Source organism: Dysgonomonas sp. ZJ709, assembly GCF_011039195.1.
Taxonomy (GTDB): Bacteria; Bacteroidota; Bacteroidia; order Bacteroidales; family Dysgonomonadaceae; genus Dysgonomonas.
On the sequence record NZ_JAAKEM010000009.1, the window covers coordinates 75,098 to 95,161 of the forward strand.

20 protein-coding genes and 1 tRNA gene are annotated in these 20,064 nt (G+C 36.0%); 13 read left to right on the forward strand and 8 right to left on the reverse strand.

The genetic code is table 11. The features are described 5' to 3' along the window. Nucleotides 1–63 precede the first annotated feature (63 nt). The gene (locus G7Y56_RS08350) at nucleotides 64–1,578 is read right to left on the reverse strand and encodes a DUF3078 domain-containing protein (protein WP_165042660.1); all 1,515 of its coding nucleotides are present in this window, start codon (nucleotides 1,576–1,578) and stop codon (nucleotides 64–66) included. A gap of 212 nt (nucleotides 1,579–1,790) precedes the next feature. Between G7Y56_RS08350 and G7Y56_RS08355 the strand changes: the two genes are divergently transcribed. Further along, nucleotides 1,791–2,696 (forward strand): sugar phosphate nucleotidyltransferase, encoded by a 906-nt coding sequence (locus tag G7Y56_RS08355; RefSeq protein WP_165042662.1) that lies wholly within the window; start codon nucleotides 1,791–1,793, stop codon nucleotides 2,694–2,696. A gap of 116 nt (nucleotides 2,697–2,812) precedes the next feature. Continuing rightward, complete coding sequence (locus tag G7Y56_RS08360; RefSeq protein ID WP_165042664.1) at nucleotides 2,813–3,811, forward strand: class II fructose-bisphosphate aldolase; 999 nt, start codon at nucleotides 2,813–2,815, stop codon at nucleotides 3,809–3,811. A 79-nt stretch (nucleotides 3,812–3,890) separates the two neighbouring features. Here the strand turns inward: G7Y56_RS08360 and G7Y56_RS08365 are convergent, their stop codons facing one another. Beyond that, entirely contained in the window at nucleotides 3,891–4,790 is a 900-nt protein-coding gene (locus G7Y56_RS08365) for a PfkB family carbohydrate kinase (RefSeq protein ID WP_165025331.1), read from the reverse strand. 187 nt (nucleotides 4,791–4,977) lie between these two features. On the opposite strand from G7Y56_RS08365, the gene G7Y56_RS08370 reads away from it, so the two are divergent. After that, nucleotides 4,978–6,966 (forward strand): DUF4954 family protein, encoded by a 1,989-nt coding sequence (locus G7Y56_RS08370; RefSeq protein WP_165042666.1) that lies wholly within the window; start codon nucleotides 4,978–4,980, stop codon nucleotides 6,964–6,966. A 4-nt stretch (nucleotides 6,967–6,970) separates the two neighbouring features. Here the strand turns inward: G7Y56_RS08370 and G7Y56_RS08375 are convergent, their stop codons facing one another. Together G7Y56_RS08375 and G7Y56_RS08380 are read right to left on the reverse strand one after the other, a co-directional pair. After that, the gene (locus tag G7Y56_RS08375; protein WP_165042668.1) at nucleotides 6,971–7,681 is read right to left on the reverse strand and encodes a DUF1003 domain-containing protein; all 711 of its coding nucleotides are present in this window, start codon (nucleotides 7,679–7,681) and stop codon (nucleotides 6,971–6,973) included. A 136-nt stretch (nucleotides 7,682–7,817) separates the two neighbouring features. Beyond that, the gene (locus G7Y56_RS08380) at nucleotides 7,818–8,264 is read right to left on the reverse strand and encodes a helix-turn-helix domain-containing protein (RefSeq protein ID WP_165042670.1); all 447 of its coding nucleotides are present in this window, start codon (nucleotides 8,262–8,264) and stop codon (nucleotides 7,818–7,820) included. A 368-nt stretch (nucleotides 8,265–8,632) separates the two neighbouring features. On the opposite strand from G7Y56_RS08380, the gene G7Y56_RS18575 reads away from it, so the two are divergent. Next, on the forward strand, nucleotides 8,633–9,478 hold the full coding sequence (locus G7Y56_RS18575; protein ID WP_255498689.1) for a hypothetical protein: 846 nt from the start codon (nucleotides 8,633–8,635) through the stop codon (nucleotides 9,476–9,478). Nucleotides 9,479–9,551: 73 nt separating this feature from the next. Continuing rightward, complete coding sequence (locus G7Y56_RS08390) at nucleotides 9,552–10,160, forward strand: hypothetical protein (RefSeq protein WP_165042672.1); 609 nt, start codon at nucleotides 9,552–9,554, stop codon at nucleotides 10,158–10,160. Nucleotides 10,161–10,247: 87 nt separating this feature from the next. Here the strand turns inward: G7Y56_RS08390 and rpsT are convergent, their stop codons facing one another. Further along, on the reverse strand, nucleotides 10,248–10,499 hold the full coding sequence (gene rpsT, locus G7Y56_RS08395; RefSeq protein ID WP_165025325.1) for a 30S ribosomal protein S20: 252 nt from the start codon (nucleotides 10,497–10,499) through the stop codon (nucleotides 10,248–10,250). Between the two features lie 39 nt (nucleotides 10,500–10,538). After that, nucleotides 10,539–10,610, reverse strand: a tRNA-Glu gene (locus G7Y56_RS08400). 236 nt (nucleotides 10,611–10,846) lie between these two features. Here G7Y56_RS08400 and G7Y56_RS08405 point away from each other — a divergent pair. After that, nucleotides 10,847–12,523, forward strand: a complete 1,677-nt coding sequence (locus G7Y56_RS08405; protein ID WP_165042675.1) for a M23 family metallopeptidase — start codon at nucleotides 10,847–10,849, stop codon at nucleotides 12,521–12,523. A gap of 89 nt (nucleotides 12,524–12,612) precedes the next feature. On the opposite strand, the gene G7Y56_RS08410 is transcribed toward G7Y56_RS08405, so the two are convergent. Beyond that, nucleotides 12,613–13,920 (reverse strand): Na+/H+ antiporter NhaC family protein, encoded by a 1,308-nt coding sequence (locus G7Y56_RS08410; RefSeq protein ID WP_165042677.1) that lies wholly within the window; start codon nucleotides 13,918–13,920, stop codon nucleotides 12,613–12,615. Nucleotides 13,921–14,373: 453 nt separating this feature from the next. Between G7Y56_RS08410 and G7Y56_RS08415 the strand changes: the two genes are divergently transcribed. The 6 genes from G7Y56_RS08415 (at nucleotide 14,374) to G7Y56_RS08440 (ending at nucleotide 19,151) form a co-directional block, all read left to right on the forward strand. Next, the gene (locus tag G7Y56_RS08415; RefSeq protein WP_165042678.1) at nucleotides 14,374–15,651 is read left to right on the forward strand and encodes a porin; all 1,278 of its coding nucleotides are present in this window, start codon (nucleotides 14,374–14,376) and stop codon (nucleotides 15,649–15,651) included. Nucleotides 15,652–15,981: 330 nt separating this feature from the next. After that, a complete protein-coding gene (locus tag G7Y56_RS08420) occupies nucleotides 15,982–16,383 on the forward strand; it encodes a hypothetical protein (RefSeq protein WP_165042680.1) in 402 nt (133 codons plus the stop codon). A gap of 23 nt (nucleotides 16,384–16,406) precedes the next feature. Next, a complete protein-coding gene (locus tag G7Y56_RS08425) occupies nucleotides 16,407–16,799 on the forward strand; it encodes a hypothetical protein (protein WP_165042682.1) in 393 nt (130 codons plus the stop codon). A gap of 349 nt (nucleotides 16,800–17,148) precedes the next feature. After that, nucleotides 17,149–17,568, forward strand: coding sequence for a helix-turn-helix domain-containing protein (locus tag G7Y56_RS08430; protein WP_165042684.1), 420 nt, complete (start codon nucleotides 17,149–17,151; stop codon nucleotides 17,566–17,568). 74 nt (nucleotides 17,569–17,642) lie between these two features. Beyond that, nucleotides 17,643–18,848 (forward strand): DUF418 domain-containing protein, encoded by a 1,206-nt coding sequence (locus G7Y56_RS08435; RefSeq protein ID WP_165042686.1) that lies wholly within the window; start codon nucleotides 17,643–17,645, stop codon nucleotides 18,846–18,848. 135 nt (nucleotides 18,849–18,983) lie between these two features. Continuing rightward, nucleotides 18,984–19,151 carry a hypothetical protein gene (locus G7Y56_RS08440; protein WP_165042688.1) on the forward strand — a complete coding sequence of 56 codons (168 nt, stop codon included), beginning with the start codon at nucleotides 18,984–18,986 and terminating at the stop codon, nucleotides 19,149–19,151. Between the two features lie 122 nt (nucleotides 19,152–19,273). Here the strand turns inward: G7Y56_RS08440 and G7Y56_RS08445 are convergent, their stop codons facing one another. Beyond that, nucleotides 19,274–19,414, reverse strand: coding sequence for a hypothetical protein (locus G7Y56_RS08445; RefSeq protein ID WP_165042690.1), 141 nt, complete (start codon nucleotides 19,412–19,414; stop codon nucleotides 19,274–19,276). A 393-nt stretch (nucleotides 19,415–19,807) separates the two neighbouring features. Here G7Y56_RS08445 and G7Y56_RS08450 point away from each other — a divergent pair, with 393 nt between their 5' ends. Continuing rightward, complete coding sequence (locus tag G7Y56_RS08450; protein ID WP_165025298.1) at nucleotides 19,808–19,969, forward strand: hypothetical protein; 162 nt, start codon at nucleotides 19,808–19,810, stop codon at nucleotides 19,967–19,969. Nucleotides 19,970–20,064: the final 95 nt, after the last annotated feature.

Here is a 20,064-nt window from a genome sequence, read left to right on the forward strand (position 1 = left end):
TCATTATTATTTTCTTATTTGCACTTAGATTCTGATAACAAACTATTTAGACATATAAAATAATTACCATTTATATTTCAATCCAAAACCTAGTCTATGGTTATATTGGAAATATCCCCAGCCATCAACTTTACTATCTACTCCGATTCCATCATCGAAGCGCATAAATAGATTTATGGACGTTGTAAAATATCGGCTAACATCAAAACTCAACCTATTTTCCGATTCTGCTATAACCCTGTCATAGGTTGTAAAGTAGTTAAAGCGGGAATACAGCTTCGTGAATCGATTAAAACTATAATCCAATACAACATTAAACGTTGATCCGAACTCTGTATTAGCTTTCTTCCCTTCATCTATAGCGAACCTTGTTTCATCGACACCTTTGTCTCCAACAAAAGTATAATTGACTGCCAAAGGCGATATATCTGCTGATAATTTGGTTTTACGATGTTTATCCGTAGGCGATACTTTTTCCAGATTATAACTCATACCAATACCGGTTCTGATTATCAATGGAGAAAATAAAGCTTCTCGCTTATGTGGCGAATTGAGAGGATAATTATTAAATAAAGGTGTTCTCATTTCTAATTTTACAGTATAAGACCACTTCTTAAAGGCAGCATCTAGCCCTAGTACACTGTATACTCTCACCATATCCTCCAATACATTTATATTATGCATCGTATCAGCAGGAGTTTGTAGAAGACTAAGTCTCCATTCAAATGTATTATCGAATCGAATTTTACCTTTCTTATAATTGAGGTTTATTCTATGTTCATTTCTCAGACTTAAATTGTTGTCTCCACCAGTACCGTTCCAGTTATCGGTGAATTGATTTTGAGAAATTTCTACTGTATGTTCTCCATTTTTAATCCAGTAAACTTTTTTTATTTCGATTTTTTCGACCTCAGGAGTAACATAGTTTATAGCGTCATCTGTAGTTAACAATTCATTGAAAATATTCCTTTTTTCAACCACTTCCTTATTGATTACAGGAGCATCACTAAATGCAAATCTATTCAACTTTATTTTAAGCGGATAGTTCATATAATAGGCTCTTCGCATATTCTGTATTTTATCAATACGAGCCAATTGAGGAGCAAAAGTACTATCCGGATCGATCAAATGATAAGGTACTCGCTGATTAATAGTATCTTTCGATATAAAGTTAAGATCCTGAGGTAGTATTCTACCATCGAAAATAACAGGTAAAAAAGACGGGTCGAAAATAATGGTATCTTCAAACGAGACATTATCTTTGAAAGGCGACCATTGATTCTGAACAATCAACAAACCATTCGTATCTCTTTGCTCAAAATTAGGTTGAATATGTGTTCCGGGAACATAGGGCGTCACATTCTTTCCTTCTATCGAGTCAAGCAACTGACGAATAGAATAGCCACTAGTAGTATCCTTTACCGAATACTCTTTTAAACGTTTATTAATATCTGTTATTTCATTCAACAGACTATCTTTTCTAGGTAGGTTAGTCTCTGAATTTATCTGTGCAACGATAGTATTAGATAGCATAGATAAAGAAACAATCAGACTGAAACAGAAGCGATTAATCCTCATTTTTTATCTTATTCCGAAAAAAACATTATTACTTTTTTCCAATCAATTGGATTACAAAGTTAATAATTAAATCTTTATCTTTATTTTAATTTATATTAATATAAGGCGCATTCTGCAAATAGCCTGAATAAAATAATATTTTAGTTGAAACTTCTTAGCCAATAAACTATCTTTGTGTAAAATGTAAAATTGTACAAAACCTATATTAAATTATGAAACCGACACTTTTTATTTTGGCAGCCGGAATGGGCAGTCGCTATGGAAATCTAAAGCAAATTGACGGACTGGGACCCAATGGGGAAACAATTATGGATTATTCGATCTATGATGCTCTCAGAGGTGGATTTGGCAAAGTAGTATTTGTTATCAGAAAATCTTTCGATAAAGAATTTCGTGAAAAAGTAATCTCTAAATATGAGAATCATATACCGGTAGAAGTTGTTTATCAAGAACTGGATAATCTACCCGAAGGATTTGAATTACACCCCGATCGTGTAAAACCTTGGGGAACAAACCATGCTGTATTGATGGGGAAAGATGTTATTAAAGAACCTTTCGCTGTGATCAATGCAGACGATTTCTATGGACGAGAAAGTTTTGGCATTCTGGCTGATAAACTAAAAGAACTGGAAGGAAAAGAAAATCATTATTGCATGGTTGGTTACCGCTTACATAACACCTTATCCGAAAGTGGAGCAGTAGCTCGCGGAGTTTGTGAAAAAGATGAGAATGACTACCTGACAAGTATAGTTGAACGAACACATATAGAACGTGTAGACGGTGTTATCAAATATAAGGATGCTGAAAATTATTGGTTCGAATTAGGCGAAAACACTCCTGTATCGATGAATATGTGGGGATTTACACCAGAATATTTTAACTATTCTGAAAAGTATTTTGAGAAATTTCTTGAACTAAATCAAGGAAATCTCAAAGCTGAATATTTCATACCATTAATGGTAGATCACCTTATATCGACCAAGACGGCCGATGTGAAAGTATTAGACACTCCGTCCAAATGGTTTGGTGTAACATATGCCGAAGACAGAGCTTCCGTAGTTGACAAACTTCAAAAGCTGGTAGATACGGGAGAATACCCGACTCCTTTATGGCAATAAGAGCGGATAAGGCTATTTTATATTAAATTAAGCAACCTTATATCGTATAATTTTGTTATTTTTGTAGAGGATTTAAAGATTATCTAATTTTATTATAACTATTAATTATAAAAACAATGGTAAGTTACAAAGATTTAGGATTAGTAAACTCAAAAGAGTTATTCAAAAAAGCTATTGATGGCAAATATGCTATCGCTGCTTTCAATTTCAATAACCTAGAACAACTACAAGCTATCGTAGGTGCTGCAGCAGAATCAAAATCTCCTGTTATTCTTCAAGTATCTAGCGGTGCTCGTAAATATGCAAACCAAACACTCCTTCGCTACCTTGCACAAGGAGCTGTTGAGTATGCAAAAGAATTAACTGCAGGTGCCGGTGTGCCTATCGTACTTCACTTAGACCACGGTGATTCATTAGAGCTTTGCAAATCATGTATCGATATGGGATTCTCATCTGTTATGATCGACGGATCTCACCTTCCATACGAAGAAAATATAGCTCTTACAAAAAGCGTTGTAGAATATGCTCACAAACATGATGTGACTGTAGAAGGCGAGCTTGGAGTATTAGCAGGTATCGAAGACGACGTAGTTGCAGAACACCACACTTATACTGAACCTGACGAAGTAGTTGATTTCGTTACAAGAACAGGTGTAGACTCTCTGGCTATTTCAATCGGTACTTCTCATGGTGCTAACAAATTTACACCTGAGCAATGTACAAGAGACGCAAACGGTGTACTAGTTCCACCTCCATTACGTTTCGACATCCTTGAAGAAATCGAAAAAAGAATCCCTGGATTCCCTATCGTACTTCACGGTTCTTCTTCTGTTCCTCAAGACCAAGTTGCTCTTATCAACAAATATGGTGGTAAACTAAAAGATGCAATTGGTATCCCTGAAGAACAACTTCGTAAAGCTGCTGCTTCGGCTGTATGTAAAATCAATATCGATTCAGATGGTCGTCTAGCTATGACTGCTGCTATCCGTGAGGTATTTGCTAACAAACCAGAAGAGTTTGACCCTCGTAAATACTTAGGTCCTGCTCGTGATAGCCTAAAAGCTCTTTACAAACACAAAATTGAAACAGTATTAGGAAGCGCTGGAAAAGCATAATTCTGATATTAATCATAAAGAGAAAAGGCAGTCGATTGACTGCCTTTCTTATTTATAGTAAGTTGAGAAACTTAGTTAATTAAATCTCAGGAATATACTGTTCAGCTGTATTCATCAACTCCAATACCTCTTCCTTCGTTCCGTTAAATGGACCCGAAGCTTCTATCTTCATTGTAGCCATGGCTGCTGCAAATCTTGCAGAATCGGCTAAACTTGCACCTTTGGCACGCTGATACAAATATCCTGTCATATATGTGTCACCACAACCCGTAGCATCTACAACTTCCTTAGGCTTGTAAGCAGGTATCTGATAGAAATCTTTACCATCATATATCACCGATCCCATACTTCCCAGAGTGATTAATACTTCCTTCACACCCCAGTTGTAAAGTTGCTGAGCTCCTTTTTTAATATCGGTGTGCCCTGTCAATACTTCCATTTCGTGCTCATTAGCTTTCAGTATATGGATATATTTTAATGCTTCTTCTTTATTAGCCCAATCTATAGCATATACATTCTCATCTCTCACTTCGCGTAGATAACCTTGTGAATCGACCGAGATAAGTCCCTTTTTCGATAATTTTTCAACAAGTTCTATAGAAAAATCATCTGCCAGAAGAGCTCCTAGATGGAATATTTTAGCTTCAATAGTATCCAAATAATCTATTGTAAAAGGATCAGCCTTTGCCAATACACGTTGTGTACGATTATCTTGATTTTCGCCGTATATATTTTCGAAATAAACGGAATGTTTACTTGGCATTACATGTACATCGACTCCTTTGGAGCGTAAGTCATCCACTACAGACATTTCCGACTCTGCCAATGCTGTTACTAATACATAGTCTACGTCGTCGAAGTGGCGTAGTGCATGAGAGCAATAAAAAGAAGTACCTCCCGGCATGTGAACTGTGTTCTTTGGTGTTACTATTTTATCGAGTGTGATGTGCCCAACGCAACAAAGATCATGTTTCTGCATTATGTTTTATTTTCTTTAAAATGAAGTGCAAAGGTAATAAATCAATCATATAAATACCATAGTAAAAAGAAGTATTAGACGAAAAAGTAGACATTTATACCTAAATACATTAAACAGTTAATATGCACATACAAATTAATAGAAATTGTTAGCTTTGCATATCGTTTAGCTTAAAATAATCTATTCTATGAACTATAGAAATATTACATTACAAGAAATCGAGGTACTAAAACAACAAAATTGTTCAGCCGAAAGCTGGAGCAATATTGTGGTACACAACAGTTTCGAGCCATCACAGATTAAAAACACCAATTTCTCGGGAAATATAAAACTAGGAGTTTTCGAAAAAGACTTTATCTTGCCGGGAGGATTGAAAAAACATTCGGGCATTAATAATGCTACACTACACAATTGTGAACTTGGTGACAACGTCTACGTTGCTAATATCCAGAATTATATTGCTAATTATAAAATCGGAAACGATACATTTATCCAGAATATACACCAAATGCACGTGGAAGGTGAATCTTCTTTCGGTAATGGTGTAGAAATATCAGTACTCAACGAAACGGGCGGTCGTGAAGTGATGATATATGACAAGCTAAATGCCCATTTCGCTTATATCTACTCTTTTTACCGACATCGACCCCTGCTTATAAGCAAAATGAAAGAGATGGTAATGCGCTACACCCAAAAACAAACTTCGGGTATAGGTACAATCGGCAATAATGTAAAGATAGTAAATTGCGGAGCAATCAAAAATGTATATATTGGTGACTATGCGACAATAGAGGGTACTCGTCATTTAGAAAATGGAAGCATAAATAGTAATCAATACGACCCTGTACATATAGGATATAGTGTTATAGCCAACGACTTTATAATAAGCTCGGGTTCGAATGTCGAAGACGGTACGATGCTCACACGTTGTTTTTTAGGACAGGCTTGTCAACTCGGACATACCTATTCCGCCAGCGATTCTTTATTCTTTAGCAATTGTCAGGGTGAAAATGGTGAGGCATGTGCTATATTCGCCGGTCCATATACAGTTACGCATCATAAATCGACTTTACTGATTGCAGGAATGTTCTCATTTATGAATGCCGGCTCAGGTTCCAATCAGAGCAATCATATGTATAAACTGGGTCCCATACATCAGGGAATAGTAGAAAGGGGTGGTAAAACAACCAGCGACTCATACATCCTTTGGCCTGCTAAAATAGGTGCATTCTCATTGATTATGGGAAGACACTATCATAATTCGGATACTTCGAAACTTCCGTTCTCTTACCTGATCGAAGAGAATAGCGAGTCAGTACTTGTTCCCGGAATCAATCTCCGAAGTGTGGGAACAATAAGAGATGCCCAGAAATTCCCGAAACGTGATAAACGAAAAGATCCGAATAAAATGGATCACATTAATTTTAATCTATTGAGTCCCTATACTGTTCAGAAGATGTTTAAAGGCATCGAAATATTGAAGGAACTGCAACGCACATGTGGTGAGACTTCGGGTTGCTACACGTATCAGAGTTGTAAAATAAAGAATAACTCGTTACGAAAAGGATTGAAGCTATATAACATGGCTATCAATAAATTTTTAGGCAATTCTATTATTTCCCGACTATCCGGATGCCCATGCAATAATGATGAAGAAATAAGGGGTTATTTAAAGCCTGATACATCGGTAGGATTATGTGAGTGGCGCGATCTGGCAGGATTGCTTGCTCCACGAACAGAAGTAGATAGATTAATCGAAAATATTGAATCGGGAAGAGTTACCCAAATAGAAGAAGCAAATATCATTTTCGAGAAACTGCACAACGATTACTATTCTCTAGAATGGACATGGGCTTGGGATAAGATAGAGCAATACTACAATCTTTCGCTCGATACTATTACGGCAAACGATATAATCCGAATTGTGGAGCAATGGAAGGAGTCTGTCATCAATCTTGATAGAATGATTTATGAAGATGCCAAGAAAGAATTCTCGCTATCTTCACGTACAGGCTTTGGGCTCGATGGAAATAGGGAAGCACAAAAAGTTGATTTCGAACAAGTACGGGGTATATTCGAAGAGAATGCTTTTGTAAAAGCCGTCATTACACATATCGATGCAAAATCAAAACTCGGAGATGATTTAATATCAAGGCTTGAGAAAGTTAATAACTAGCGAATCATTTCTTTTTATCTTTAACTGACAAATTCGAAATAATTTCTTCGAGCATCTGAACCTGTATATTTTGTATTTCGAACAATTTTTGCTGTTGGGTGAGTATAAGGTGATCTATTTTTTCGTGTAACATCTGAATCTCTAACTCCGATTTTAGGTTTATCTTATAATCTTCTTTAGCTCTTTCTCTATCCTTCTCTTCTACCCTGTTTTGGCTCATCATAATTACAGGGGCTTGAAGTGCTGCGAGACACGACAAAAGCAGATTTAGCAATATAAACGGATATGGATCGAAGCTCTTGAAAAAGATTGAATAGACATTTAAGGCAATCCAACACAGAATAAATAATAAAAATATTATTATGAACCGCCAGCTCCCACCAAAAGATGCTACTTTATCTGCAATCTTTTGCCCGAAAGTGATGCGTTTATTCCAGTCCCTATCAACATTTGCAGATACTAATTCATGCTTTTTCAACTTATCGAGAACATCTTCTTCCAACGAAGTCAGATCTTTAAATTCCTCCTTCAATGATTTCTCTATGTACTTTTGTCTATATAAATCCAACTCCTCAATGGCAGCACTACTCGTTTCGTCAATCGAAGGATAATCCTTCTTTATCAAATCTATTACTGATGCTCTTACTGAGTATAGAGGTATGCGTTGATTAACAGGGTACTCTTTACCCGACATATCACTTTTAAAATATTTCATAAGATATTGTCATTTATTATTTTACGCGTAAAATATAGAATTGCATCTATTTAACAATAGACATACTAATATTGTTTGCAAAAAGAGACCGGCTTATCAGCCGATCTCTTTATATTATCTATAATCAGACAGTAGATTATTTCTTTTCTTTTAGCTTTTCCTCTATTTTAGAGAGCCTGTCTTCTAAAGTTGTATTCTTTTCTTGTTCCGCTTTTAATAAACGTTCGTAGAGTTCTACAACTTTGTCTATGGGATTAAAGTTATATGAATTTTCTTTATCATAATCCTCGCCAAGATTATCGATGCTCACATTATCATTATTTTCAAATGTATTGTTTTCAATAATAATACACATTGGATCAGGCATCTCTTTTAGCATATCAGCAGTAACACCTAATGCATCTGCAAATTTTTGCAGGGTTTCATCATCGATCTCTTTCTGACACTCATATCGGGAAACAGATTGTTGGGACAAACTCACCATGTTTGCCATTACATCCTGTTTAATTCCTTTCGATTCGCGGACACGTTTTATATTTCGTCCGTGGTGTATTTTATCTGTGCTTATCTTATTTGTTTCCATCGATTATATATTTTCTATTAAGAACAAATATACAAAAAAATGATTTCATCACAAATATAAATATTAGCAAGTAATTACCCACTTGATATAAGTAATTACTTGCTATATAATACACACAATCAATTAATATTCTTCGTTATTTTGTCTCCATAAATAAATATCACCAACACTACGAAACACCAACCTTACCTGTATGAAGTCTTTGAAAAAAGGTACCGACAAGGGGCTAATCATTGTGATTAGCCCCTATTTTTAGTCAAGCCTGAAAATCGGTGTATTTAATCGGTATGTTCTAAAGTATATTGCAGGACTCGTTGAATTAACGTATTTTTAGGTTGTTAATTTTAAAATAATTTGATAAAAATATTATGAAAAAACAAGCATTTATACTATACTTATTGCTTTATATACTAGCAACAAGCACTTTTGCTCAAGGGACTTCCATACAAACATGGGCTACTATAGGAGATAAATTTCTTATTGCGTCATTACCCAAAACAGGTGCACACAATTATCACAAATTAAAGATAGAGATACTAGGAGGAAATTTTCATAATAATAATTTGGGAACACGTACATATTCTATTTCGTCCAGAAATGGTAATGGAACAGAAAATTTGGTAATAATGAACCAAGAACAAAGTGGTGGTGGTATTGGTAATTATAACCTAAAAGTGTATGAAACAAATGCGAATTATGACTTTGTAATAGAAAGTACTAGTACATATATGTCTATTTTTGTACAGGTTTGGCTTACATACACTACAGGAAATGAAATTACTCCAATTACAGCACAGGAAATTAAAAAATACAATGTCGGATCCTCACAAGATGTTACCAGTCAAGTGAAAAAGAATATTATCTATACAACAGATTATTCAGGAAATATTGGTATTGGAACAGAAAGCCCCCAAGCAAAACTTGATGTGCGAGGAAAAATTATAGCTGATGAAGTACAAATCAAAGTGAATACAGGAGCAGACTTCGTCTTTCAACCCGATTACAATTTAAAACCTTTATCAGAAGTTGAACAATTCGTAAAAACAAATAAGCATTTACCCGAAATTCCATCCGAGAAACAAATGATAGAAGAGGGTTTGAACGTAAATGAAATGCAAATAAAGTTATTGCAGAAGATAGAGGAGCTGACGTTGTATGTGATAGAGCAGGATAAGAAAATAGAAAAATTACAAGAACAAATAAATAGTAAATAATAGATTAATTATGAAAATAATAGTGTCTACAATAATTTTAATTTTGTTTTCAATAACATTAAAAAGTCAAGAATTGAACACAATAGCAATAAGAGATTGGAATACTCTTCGAAAATCAGGGTTTTATGAATCACTAACAAGTAATACTCAGAATAGCCCTGGCACTCACATGTATTATTGGGGAATAAATGTGGGACATACCGGTAATTTTGATACAAGCAGAGTATATCATTATAACGGACAAATTGCATTTGCTGTAAACTTTACTGTAACTTATCCACAAGTGTATGTCCGTAGTACATATATAAATGGAGAGGGGACATGGGCTAAACTCATTCATAGCAAAGGCGATCATGCTATAGATGGTAAATTAACGGCTAAAGAAATAGAAATTAAAGTAGTTACGGGAGCAGACTTTGTTTTTCAACCCGATTACAATCTCAAACCCTTATCAGAAGTTGAACAATTCGTAAAAACAAATAAACATCTTCCCGAAATTCCATCCGAAAGGCAAATGATTGAAGAAGGCGTAAATGTTACCGATATGCAGATAAAATTGTTGCAGAAAATAGAAGAGTTGACATTATATATGATAGAGCAGGAGAAATCAATACAAGAGCAAAATAAGACAATCCTTAACTTGCAGCAGCAACTAAACAAAATAAGCTCGGATAGCCATTAAGGCTATCCTGCTTCTTCTTGCTAAACACAACAAAAAAGCTAAACCGATCGGTTTAGCTTCCTTATATATATGTTTAATTAAATCTTCTTATAGAGACTTCAAGTGAGCAGCTAATTTAGATTTCAAGTTACCAGCTTTGTTTTTGTGGATAACATTCTTCTTAGCTAGCTTGTCTAACATGGAGCAAACACTTGGATATAATTTATCCGCCTCAGCTTTGTCTGTAGTAGCACGAAGCTTTCTAACTGCATTACGAGTAGTTTTTGCTACATATCTATTTCTCAAGCGTTTTACATCTGCTTGTCTGATTCTCTTTTCTGCTGACTTATGATTTGCCATGTTGACTAATCTTATATTGTTATTTGATAATTTTTACAGTAGTCCATAGGGGAGTCGAACCCCTCTTTCCAGGATGAAAACCTGGCGTCCTAACCGATAGACGAATGGACCATCTTAAGAGCGCTTTTTTGTTGTTTTCACAACTTGCGTTATCTCTCGATTGCGGATGCAAAGGTAAGGCATTTTTGAATATGTGCAAACATTTCTATACTTTTTTTTCAAAAATCTTTCTTTTTAATTTTCCACATCCGTCTACCCATCTGATTTTCAAGACTATTTATACGCAATTGTTAGAGTCATATTATTTGCATATTTTTGTACTCTACTCATATTATTAAAAAATCCGCATGAAAAAAATACTTTTATCAATCGCTCTTACATTTACATTAGGTGCAAATGCACAATCACAATATAGATATCCGCTAGATGTTCCGGCAATATTAAGTGCCAATTTTGGTGAATTAAGACCTAATCATTTTCACTCCGGCATCGATCTTAAGACAGAAGGTGTTGTAAACAAACCCGTATATTCCATTATGGACGGATATGTTTCGCGCATATCAGTTTCACCTTCCGGATATGGACTTGCTCTTTATATCGCGCATCCTAATGGGCAAACAAGTGTATACGGTCATTTAAACAAATATGCGCCAAAGATAGCTGAATACATAAAGGAACGCCAATATGAGCAAGAAAGATATAGTATTGATATAACTGTAGACAAAAATGCGCTGCCTCTAAAAAAAGGTGACCTAATTGCATATAGTGGAAATACCGGTTCGTCAATGGGTCCTCATGTACATTTCGAAATAAGGAAAAGCAATACGCAAGAAGCACTCGATCCACTTGTATTTTATAAAAATCAGATAAAGGACACTCAGAAACCTATCGTCAAAGGGATTGCCGTATACCCTATTTATGGCAAAGGCGTTGTAAATAAGAAAGACATTCCGTTTCGTCGTGCAATAACTATATTGAAAAATGGCACCTACTCTCCTATCAAAGACTCTATTTATGTATGGGGTACAATAGGATTAGGCATCAATTCTGTTGATAAAATGGACGGTACGACAAATATTTATGGTGTGAAAAAAGTACGATTATTATGTGACAACAAAGAGGTATTTTCTTCCGATATATCATCCTTTTTATTCGAACAGACCAGAATGATAAATAGTCTGATCGATTTCGATTACTGGTACAACAAGAAATCGTTCTACATGAAATCATTTATAGAACCGGGCAACAAACTTCCTATCTACAAATCAGTTAACAGCGGATACATAAATATAGATAAGGAGAAGACTTATGACATGTGTTATGAACTCGAAGATTTGTATGGCAATAAGAACACATACAAATTCACCGTCATCGGTAAGAAGCAGAATATACCTGCGCCCAAAGCATGTTCGCAGGCTATGATGTGGAATCACAACAATCACTATATCACAGAATCGTTTTCGCTAATCATACCTAAAGATTATCTATATACAGATATATGCTTCACACTCAAAGAAACTGCCACAAGCAACTATTTATCGAAACAATACGTCGTAAATGATTCGTATGTGCCCCTCGATGGCTATTCGGATATGAAAATAAAGTTAACTAACGACTCCATTGCTAACAAATCGCAATACGGCATCGTTCGCCTTGTAGGAGCAAAAGAGTATTGGGTGGGCGGAACATATACCGATGGCTACATGGTTACCAAAGTACGCGAACTGGGAAATACATATACCGTCAGCTTCGACAACGAAGCCCCTACCCTGACAGCTGTTGCTCCCGAAAAATGGGTTACACGAGGAAAGATAACCATGAGAGCATCTGATAATAAGAGTGGAATCAGCTCATATAGAGGAACAATAGATGGAGAGTTTGTCCTTTTCGAACATGATACAAAATCACCAACTTATACTTACACATTCGATAGTAAAAGGTTGAAAAAAGGACAAACACATGCGTTTGTTTTCACTGTTACCGATGCTTGTGGCAACAGCAAGAGTTACGAGCAAACATTCTAACAGCCCCCTAAATCCCCCTATAGGGGACTTAAGTCTCCCCTTCGGGGAGGTTGGAGAGGCTACTGTTTCGGGAGGACAAAGATGCAATATTATGAATATCGCTTCGGATAACGGAATATAATAGCTATTGTAGCCACTATGCCCAATAAGAAAGGATAATACAGGTAAGGAATAATTTCCATCGGATTAACGCCCGACAAGCCTGCTGCAATAAGCAATTGTGCCCCGTAAGGAATCAGACCTTGCACAAAGCACGAATAAGTATCGAGTAAACTGGCAACTTTACGTTTATCCAACCCAAAGTTATCACTTATCTTCTTGGCTATCGGACCACTGATAATTAAAGCAATAGTATTATTAGCGGTACATAGATTTGTAAAAGAAACCAGCCCTGCGATAGAAAATTCGGCCTTTCGTTTGGATTTGATATTCTTTGTAATCTTCGTTATCAGCCAGTCTATACCACCATTGAACCGGATAAGCTCGAACATACCGCCAGCCATTAACGAAACAATAATCAGTTCACCCATATCGCTCACAATACCGGTACTCATTGCCCCTGTCCAGCCCCAGATACCGAATCCTCCGGATGCTAATCCTATTATACCCGAAAGAACGACGCCAAGCACCAAAACAGCAATCACATTGACCCCTGCCAAAGCCGCAACCAATACCGCTATATAAGGAATAACTTTTACCCTCTCCACATCGCCACTTGTAATTGCTGTACTACCCGTCAGTTCTAATCCCTGATAGATATACACTAATAAAATAACAATAACAACGGGAAATACAATCTGTATATTGACTTTAAACTTATCGAGCATATTACAACCTTGCGTACGGGTCGCCACAATGGTAGTATCTGATATAAACGAAAGATTATCGCCAAACATAGCCCCTCCTACTACCACACCGAGCATGGTAGGAAGCCCGATTTCGGTCTGAGACGATATGCCGACTGCAATAGGTGCAAGAGCGGCAATTGTTCCACAAGATGTACCCATCGACATGGATATAAAACAGGCGGCAATAAATACACTTGCCAATAATGCTTTTTGCGGCAAAAGATAGAGTACCACATTGACCGATGCATCTACAGCCCCCATCGCCTTAGCTGTTCCGGCAAAAGCACCTGCCAGAATAAAGATAACAACCATGAGCATTATTGTATCATTGGCACATCCTTTACAAAAAAGATTGATCCGTTCGGTCAGCTTACTTCCTCTCGAACATACAATAGCAACAACCGATGCTGACAGAAATGCCACCGAAATAGGCATCTTGCTCAAATCGCCGGTGAATATGAATGTAAGTATATACAGCAGAAAAAATACTACTAGTGGCAATAATGCCCAACCATTGGGATGACGTGTAACTTCTTTATCTAAATCCATTATTTTATGATTATGAATAAAATACGATGCAAAATTAGTAAAATAACGTGAGTCCGATATAAGGAAAGAAACAATAAAAAACATCATTCAACTTTGTCATCCCGATATGCAGTGAGGGATCTGTAATGAAATAAGCCGTTAGCTAATAGCTATTGGCTAATAACCGCAAGAGAGAGATCCCTCACTGCGTATCGGGATGACAGAATAGATAAAGGACAGATACTAATTATAGCTCATATACTATACTTATATCGGACTCACGTTAAAATAAAGTATAGATGGAAGATTCGAAGAAACACAAGTTACAATCCGCCGGTTATTATCCGAATATCATGGTATAATTCGTAACCGGACTTAACAAAAAATTAATTTCATAAGAAATATATATAACAAATTTAAGTCTACATTTGTTATAGAATTGCGAATGTTATATTATAAACACTTTTTTGTTGCATGAATACTATTAAACGCATCTTTTTCATTATTAATTGCTTGGCGTTAACCGGGCTGACTTTTGCCCAACAAGATACTACAATAACCGATACCCAAAAATTGGAAAAGCGGTTGGATAACTTAGAAAAAGTTGTTAATAAACTCAGCAACGTTAAACTGAGCGGATACTTTCAGGCACAATATATATATGCCGAGAAAGACGCAGTTTTGAGAATAGGTGCTCCGAATGAAAATCCAAACGAGAATTTCAGCCGTATCGGTATTCGTCGTGCCCGTATAAAAACAACATACGAAGAAGGACTTGGCTCTGCCGTTTTCCAACTGGATATTACCGAAAGAGGAATCATCGTGAGAGATGCTTATCTGAAATTCAAAGACCCTTTTTTCAAAACCAACTTTGTGCAAGCAGGGGTATTTTTCCGTCCGTTCGGTCACGAAGTACGTTATTCTTCTTCTCGCCGTGAAATGCCCGAACGTTCGAGAATTGTCAATACCTTATTCCCCAACGAACGTGACTTGGGTGTGATGCTCCAATTTCAGGCAAAAGAAACCTCTCCCCTACACTTTATGTTTCTCGAAACAGCTCTTATCGCAGGAAACGGCGTGGTTCGCGAAACGGATAGCCGACGCGACTTTATCGGTCATATCAGTGCCTCACCTAAGATCAGTAAAGATATCACCCTAAGTATAGGAGCATCTTATTATCTGGGTAGTGTGTATCAAGGGAGTGAAAATGTATATAGCATGAGGGATAATGTGTTTGTTGTAAATAGCAATCCTAACAATATCGGTAAATATGCCAAACGCGAATATTTCGGTGCCGAAATCTTAGCGAGTACAAACTCGAATGCACCAATCGGCAGAACACAATTAAGAACTGAATATATCTTCGGGCAACAGCCGGCATCATTAACTTCATCAGGCAGCCCCAACAGTCCTAATCGCCCGACTCATGATACTTATCTTCGCGATTTCAAGGGAGGGTATGTAATCCTTATACAAGACGTTGGCAAACATCCTTTCTCGGGTGTATTCAAATATCAATGGTATGATCCGAATACTAAAATATCGGGTGATAATATTGGTCTGAATGCTACTACGGATACTGAAATTTCATATAATGCAATAGGCTTGGGTGCTATCTGGAAAGTGTACAAAAACACTCAATTGCAAGCTTATTATGAGATAAATAATAACGAAACATCTAAAAACCTACCGGGTTTTGAAATAAACAGACCGGATAATACATTTACGTTCACATTACAGTATGTATATTAAACCTCCTTTGTGGAGGGATGAACCAATCAGCTATTGAAGGGTACAACCTAAAAATGAGATTTAATAAACGGACGGTCGGAAATAATTCCGACCGTCCGTTTATTTTTAATTATTAAAAAGATTGCTGCCAAAAACTCTCTCTCTAAGAATAATAAAAACAACAATATTCATCATACCCATAGACGATATTTATTTTTAGACTCAAATACCAATGAATTATTTATTTATCTACATTAAAAGTTGCACAATTAATTAATTATTTTTTAATTTATATTAAATAGTGTATTTTTAACCCAATACGATCATTTTAAAACTAAAACATTTAACATCATGAAAAGAATTTTATTATTAGTTATTATCAGTCTTGGTATTGCGTGTAGCCAAATGCAGGCACAAACTTATGAGTATATATACCCTCAATATAAAGAGATGGTTGGGTATTATTATGCTACTCCGACTAGTGGACCGCTCTATAATCAATCCTCTGATATAAAAGTTAAAGCTAATACCACTTTGCAATTCGACTTATCTTCGGCTACATTCTGGAACGGCTGCACCAATTTCACATGGTACGTAAATCTACCCGGAGGCGCTACACCGGTTATATCGGGACGAGATTGTAAAGTAGAACTTAGTGGTGCAACAGGATGGGCTGTGATATCGGTCGATGCCTTAGATAAAGATGGGTATCGCCATAGAAGTTCCTCATTTATGATTGAAATAATAAAGTAATAAAGTAACAAACAGTTAAAACCATGAAGAAAATTTTATTCTTAGTTATTATCGGTTTGGGTATTACATGGAGCCAAATGCAGGCACAGACGTATATATTTCCTAAGAATAATGAGCTCATTGCAAATTATTATAGTACTCAGTCCAGCGGCTCACTCTATTATCAATCCGGAAATATGAAAGTTAAACCTAACTCTACTTTTAAGTTTAACTTGTCTTCAATTCCATTTTGGTCGGGTTGTACCAATTTTACATGGTATTTAAATTTGCCGGGTAATACATCAACTGCGTACGAACGGGATTGCAAGATAGAATTTAATAATGCAACAGGCTGGGCGATGATAACCATTGATGCCATAGATAAAGATGGATATACTCACAAAAATTGCTCGTTTATGGTTGAGGTATCAAACTAAAAACATTGAGGTTCGCACGTAAATGAATAGAGGGGCTTAAAAGCCACCAGCGAACAAAACATATAATAAAGACCGATAAGCACTATCGGTCTTTATTGGTTCTCCCCTCCATACTATCACCTGTCAGTATTAGGTGAGCTCCTAGGTAAAACATATACATTTTTATATCCTTAAAAAAAGCATGAAGGGGAGTTAAATGTTCAATTATAATTACAAATTAAATAACATAATATGAGTTCATCAATTTTTTACAAATAGTAGTTACTACCACTGCTTTATTTTATTTTGTACATTTGTTATCAACTCAATATTTCATAGTATATTTGTCGTAAATAGTAAAGAATACACCATGGAAACAGGCAATACAACAACAAAAAGAGTGCATCACGGACATAATATTAAACGTCTAAGAGAGTCGCGTGGCATGAAACAGGAAACAATAGCTGATGTAATGGATTTGGCACAACAAACAATTTCTAAATACGAATCGAAAAGGACACTCGACGATGATATTCTAAAGAAATTCGCAGAAGCACTAAATGTTTCAGTTGATACTCTTAAAGAAATGGAGGAAGACCCTGTTACAATTATTTTCGAGAATAATATTATTGAAAATAATAATGGATCTATTAAGGCTTATGTAGAGGAAGATAATAGCACAAATACATTTAATCCCGTAGACAAAATCGTTGAACTTTGCGAGCGTATGCTTCAAGCCGATCAGGAAAAGATTGCTCTGCTGGAGCAACTGCTGAAAGAAAAGAAATAAAATATATAATATCAATACAAGAAGGCTCATGCTATTTGCGATGAGCCTTCTGTACAGATAACCTTTTAGATATAATGAATCACACACCTGCTATTGCACCCAAGAAACGTATTAATTCGATCGATGCTCTCCGCGGATTTGCATTATTCGGCATTCTGATGTTCCATTGTATGGAGCATTTCGATTTAATGATTGTACCCGAACTGGCATCCCCTTTTTGGCAATCGGTAGATAATGCTGTCTATGCAACAGTTGCTTTTCTCTTTGCGGGTAAAGCGTATGCCATATTCTCCCTACTATTCGGTCTTAGTTTTTTCATGCAAATGGATTCGCAGGCAGACAAAGGAGTCGATTTCCGTCTACGATTTCTGTGGCGGCTGACCATATTATTGGTACTAGGATACCTGAACGGATTGATATACATGGGTGAGTTCTTCGTTGTATATGCTATTCTCGGAGTATTCCTTATCCCACTGTTCAAAGTGCCTACAAAATGGCTGATTGCGATAGCGGCATTGTTGTTCCTTCAAATACCTGAGATAGTAAGTTTCATCTCACTATTAAACGGTAATGCTCCCAACGAGCCGGCTAATGCGGTAACATTTATGGATGGGCTGTATGCTCAGTGTGCAGATATATACATACACGGCTCTTTTGCCGATGTACTTGAGTTCAATTTGTGGAAAGGACAGGCAGCTAAATTACTATGGGTATTTAATAACCTGCGTTATCCTCAGTTGATCGGATTATTTATTGCCGGTATGCTTATTAGGCGTTTCGGAATACATAAGAGTGAGGAAAAGATGATAAAATGCAGTAGTAAAGCATTACCTTACAGCATTGTATGGTTTATCTTTTTCTATACAATCGTTCTTATATTACCTTATCTGGGCGTTACCGATTTTGCTCTCGAAGTGGGCACTACCTTATTCAAATCGTATGCTAACCTTGGTCAGATGATGATCTATATTTCGGGCTTCACCTTGCTATACTACAACACAAGGCTACGTAGCGGCATGGACAGGATGGCTCCTGTGGGGCGCATGAGTGTGACAAACTACATGGCACAATCGATAATAGGTGTAACACTGTTCTATGGGTTCGGTGCTAACCTTGCCGTAGAATTGAGTTTCTTGCAATGTCTGCTGGTAGGTTTGGTGGTATATACTGTGCAAATACTATATAGCAACTGGTGGATGAAACGGTATTATTACGGTCCGGTGGAATGGCTGTGGAGAGTATTGACATGGTTTAAGCCGATCGCTTTCCGTCGCAAATAAAAATAGATAAACAGATAATAAGCTCATGGTGAAAATCATGGGCTTTTTTTTAGGTTATTATTTTAACTCATACTAAACATTAACCCTATCGAGTATGTTAAAGAGATATACAACAACTTTAAAATCTATTGAACCATGAGTAATGAAAAAGTAAATAAATCGTCGGAAGAAACCATTGGCTACGAAGATGCAAGAAACGAAAAAGATCAAAGCAAAACTCCAACTGAGGTAAGTGATAAAAATGTGGAGGGCGTAAATAAAAGGCTCAACCCCGACAAACACAGTATGGAAAGCAGAGGATAATATACCCCTCTATTGTTTCACGGAAAATAAAAAGTAAATCCCTACATGAAGATGTAGGGATTTGTTATTTCGAGACGATAAAAGGCTTCTGCAATCAGATTGCAGAAGCCTTATTTTAAAAGTTAATTGTTATCCTCGTTTACAGCAGCCGAGACTCTGTCATAGATGCTATCATAGCTTATCGAATAACTATCGCTATCCATCAATGCTTTTACATCTCTTAAAATGGAAAGTAACTCGTCACATCTTTTACAATTCGTCATAATTTAATTTGTTAATTGAACACTAATACCCTCTTATGTCTATTTGACGCATTTGTATCGTAATGGTTTAATAGAAAAGATGTTGAATAAAAATAAAGAAAGTTAATCGACCAATTAATTTAAAATACAAAGCATATATATTGAGAATTTTGAGAAAGTGATTAATTTTGCTGACTTTATCTTTGATGTAGAAAGAGAGTATTATATATTACAGTTGTAAACAATAATTGATATCAAACCTCAAACTCCTGTATGGAAGAATTCAAAAAAATGTTGGCTTTACCATACCTGCTTTAAATAACCTTCTTATACTATTAGTGCAATAATTCTAAATAGGCAGAACAAATACTACTCAAACTATGTTACATTTTCTATTACCAATACAAAAATGTCATGATAAGATTAGTATTATTCGTATCTCTGCTTATTGGATTATTGTTTATGTCATCATGTAAAACAGTACATACCAATAAAAACGGAATTCCTCCAGGACAAGCAAAAAAAATTACGGGAAGTCAGTCTGCTAAGCATTATGCCCCCGGACATAATAAGTAAAAGTTAAGACAAATTACTAAATTAATGACTAATAAAAATCCTCGAACATTTTCTGTTTGAGGATTATATTTTTTGTGGAATATCGCACCAAAGTC

Excerpts from the sequence above, each read along its gene's own strand:
- G7Y56_RS08350 (WP_165042660.1), bottom strand. The coding sequence starts at position 1,578 with ATGAGGATTAATCGCTTCTGTTTCAGTCTGATTGTTTCTTTATCTATG.
- G7Y56_RS08355 (WP_165042662.1), top strand. The coding sequence starts at position 1,791 with ATGAAACCGACACTTTTTATTTTGGCAGCCGGAATGGGCAGTCGCTAT.
- G7Y56_RS08360 (WP_165042664.1), top strand. The coding sequence starts at position 2,813 with ATGGTAAGTTACAAAGATTTAGGATTAGTAAACTCAAAAGAGTTATTC.
- G7Y56_RS08365 (WP_165025331.1), bottom strand. The coding sequence starts at position 4,790 with ATGCAGAAACATGATCTTTGTTGCGTTGGGCACATCACACTCGATAAA.
- G7Y56_RS08370 (WP_165042666.1), top strand. The coding sequence starts at position 4,978 with ATGAACTATAGAAATATTACATTACAAGAAATCGAGGTACTAAAACAA.
- G7Y56_RS08375 (WP_165042668.1), bottom strand. The coding sequence starts at position 7,681 with ATGAAATATTTTAAAAGTGATATGTCGGGTAAAGAGTACCCTGTTAAT.
- G7Y56_RS08380 (WP_165042670.1), bottom strand. The coding sequence starts at position 8,264 with ATGGAAACAAATAAGATAAGCACAGATAAAATACACCACGGACGAAAT.
- G7Y56_RS18575 (WP_255498689.1), top strand. The coding sequence starts at position 8,633 with ATGAAAAAACAAGCATTTATACTATACTTATTGCTTTATATACTAGCA.
- rpsT (WP_165025325.1), bottom strand. The coding sequence starts at position 10,499 with ATGGCAAATCATAAGTCAGCAGAAAAGAGAATCAGACAAGCAGATGTA.
- G7Y56_RS08405 (WP_165042675.1), top strand. The coding sequence starts at position 10,847 with ATGAAAAAAATACTTTTATCAATCGCTCTTACATTTACATTAGGTGCA.
- G7Y56_RS08410 (WP_165042677.1), bottom strand. The coding sequence starts at position 13,920 with ATGGATTTAGATAAAGAAGTTACACGTCATCCCAATGGTTGGGCATTA.
- G7Y56_RS08415 (WP_165042678.1), top strand. The coding sequence starts at position 14,374 with ATGAATACTATTAAACGCATCTTTTTCATTATTAATTGCTTGGCGTTA.
- G7Y56_RS08420 (WP_165042680.1), top strand. The coding sequence starts at position 15,982 with ATGAAAAGAATTTTATTATTAGTTATTATCAGTCTTGGTATTGCGTGT.
- G7Y56_RS08425 (WP_165042682.1), top strand. The coding sequence starts at position 16,407 with ATGAAGAAAATTTTATTCTTAGTTATTATCGGTTTGGGTATTACATGG.
- G7Y56_RS08430 (WP_165042684.1), top strand. The coding sequence starts at position 17,149 with ATGGAAACAGGCAATACAACAACAAAAAGAGTGCATCACGGACATAAT.
- G7Y56_RS08435 (WP_165042686.1), top strand. The coding sequence starts at position 17,643 with ATGAATCACACACCTGCTATTGCACCCAAGAAACGTATTAATTCGATC.
- G7Y56_RS08440 (WP_165042688.1), top strand. The coding sequence starts at position 18,984 with ATGAGTAATGAAAAAGTAAATAAATCGTCGGAAGAAACCATTGGCTAC.
- G7Y56_RS08445 (WP_165042690.1), bottom strand. The coding sequence starts at position 19,414 with ATGACGAATTGTAAAAGATGTGACGAGTTACTTTCCATTTTAAGAGAT.
- G7Y56_RS08450 (WP_165025298.1), top strand. The coding sequence starts at position 19,808 with ATGATAAGATTAGTATTATTCGTATCTCTGCTTATTGGATTATTGTTT.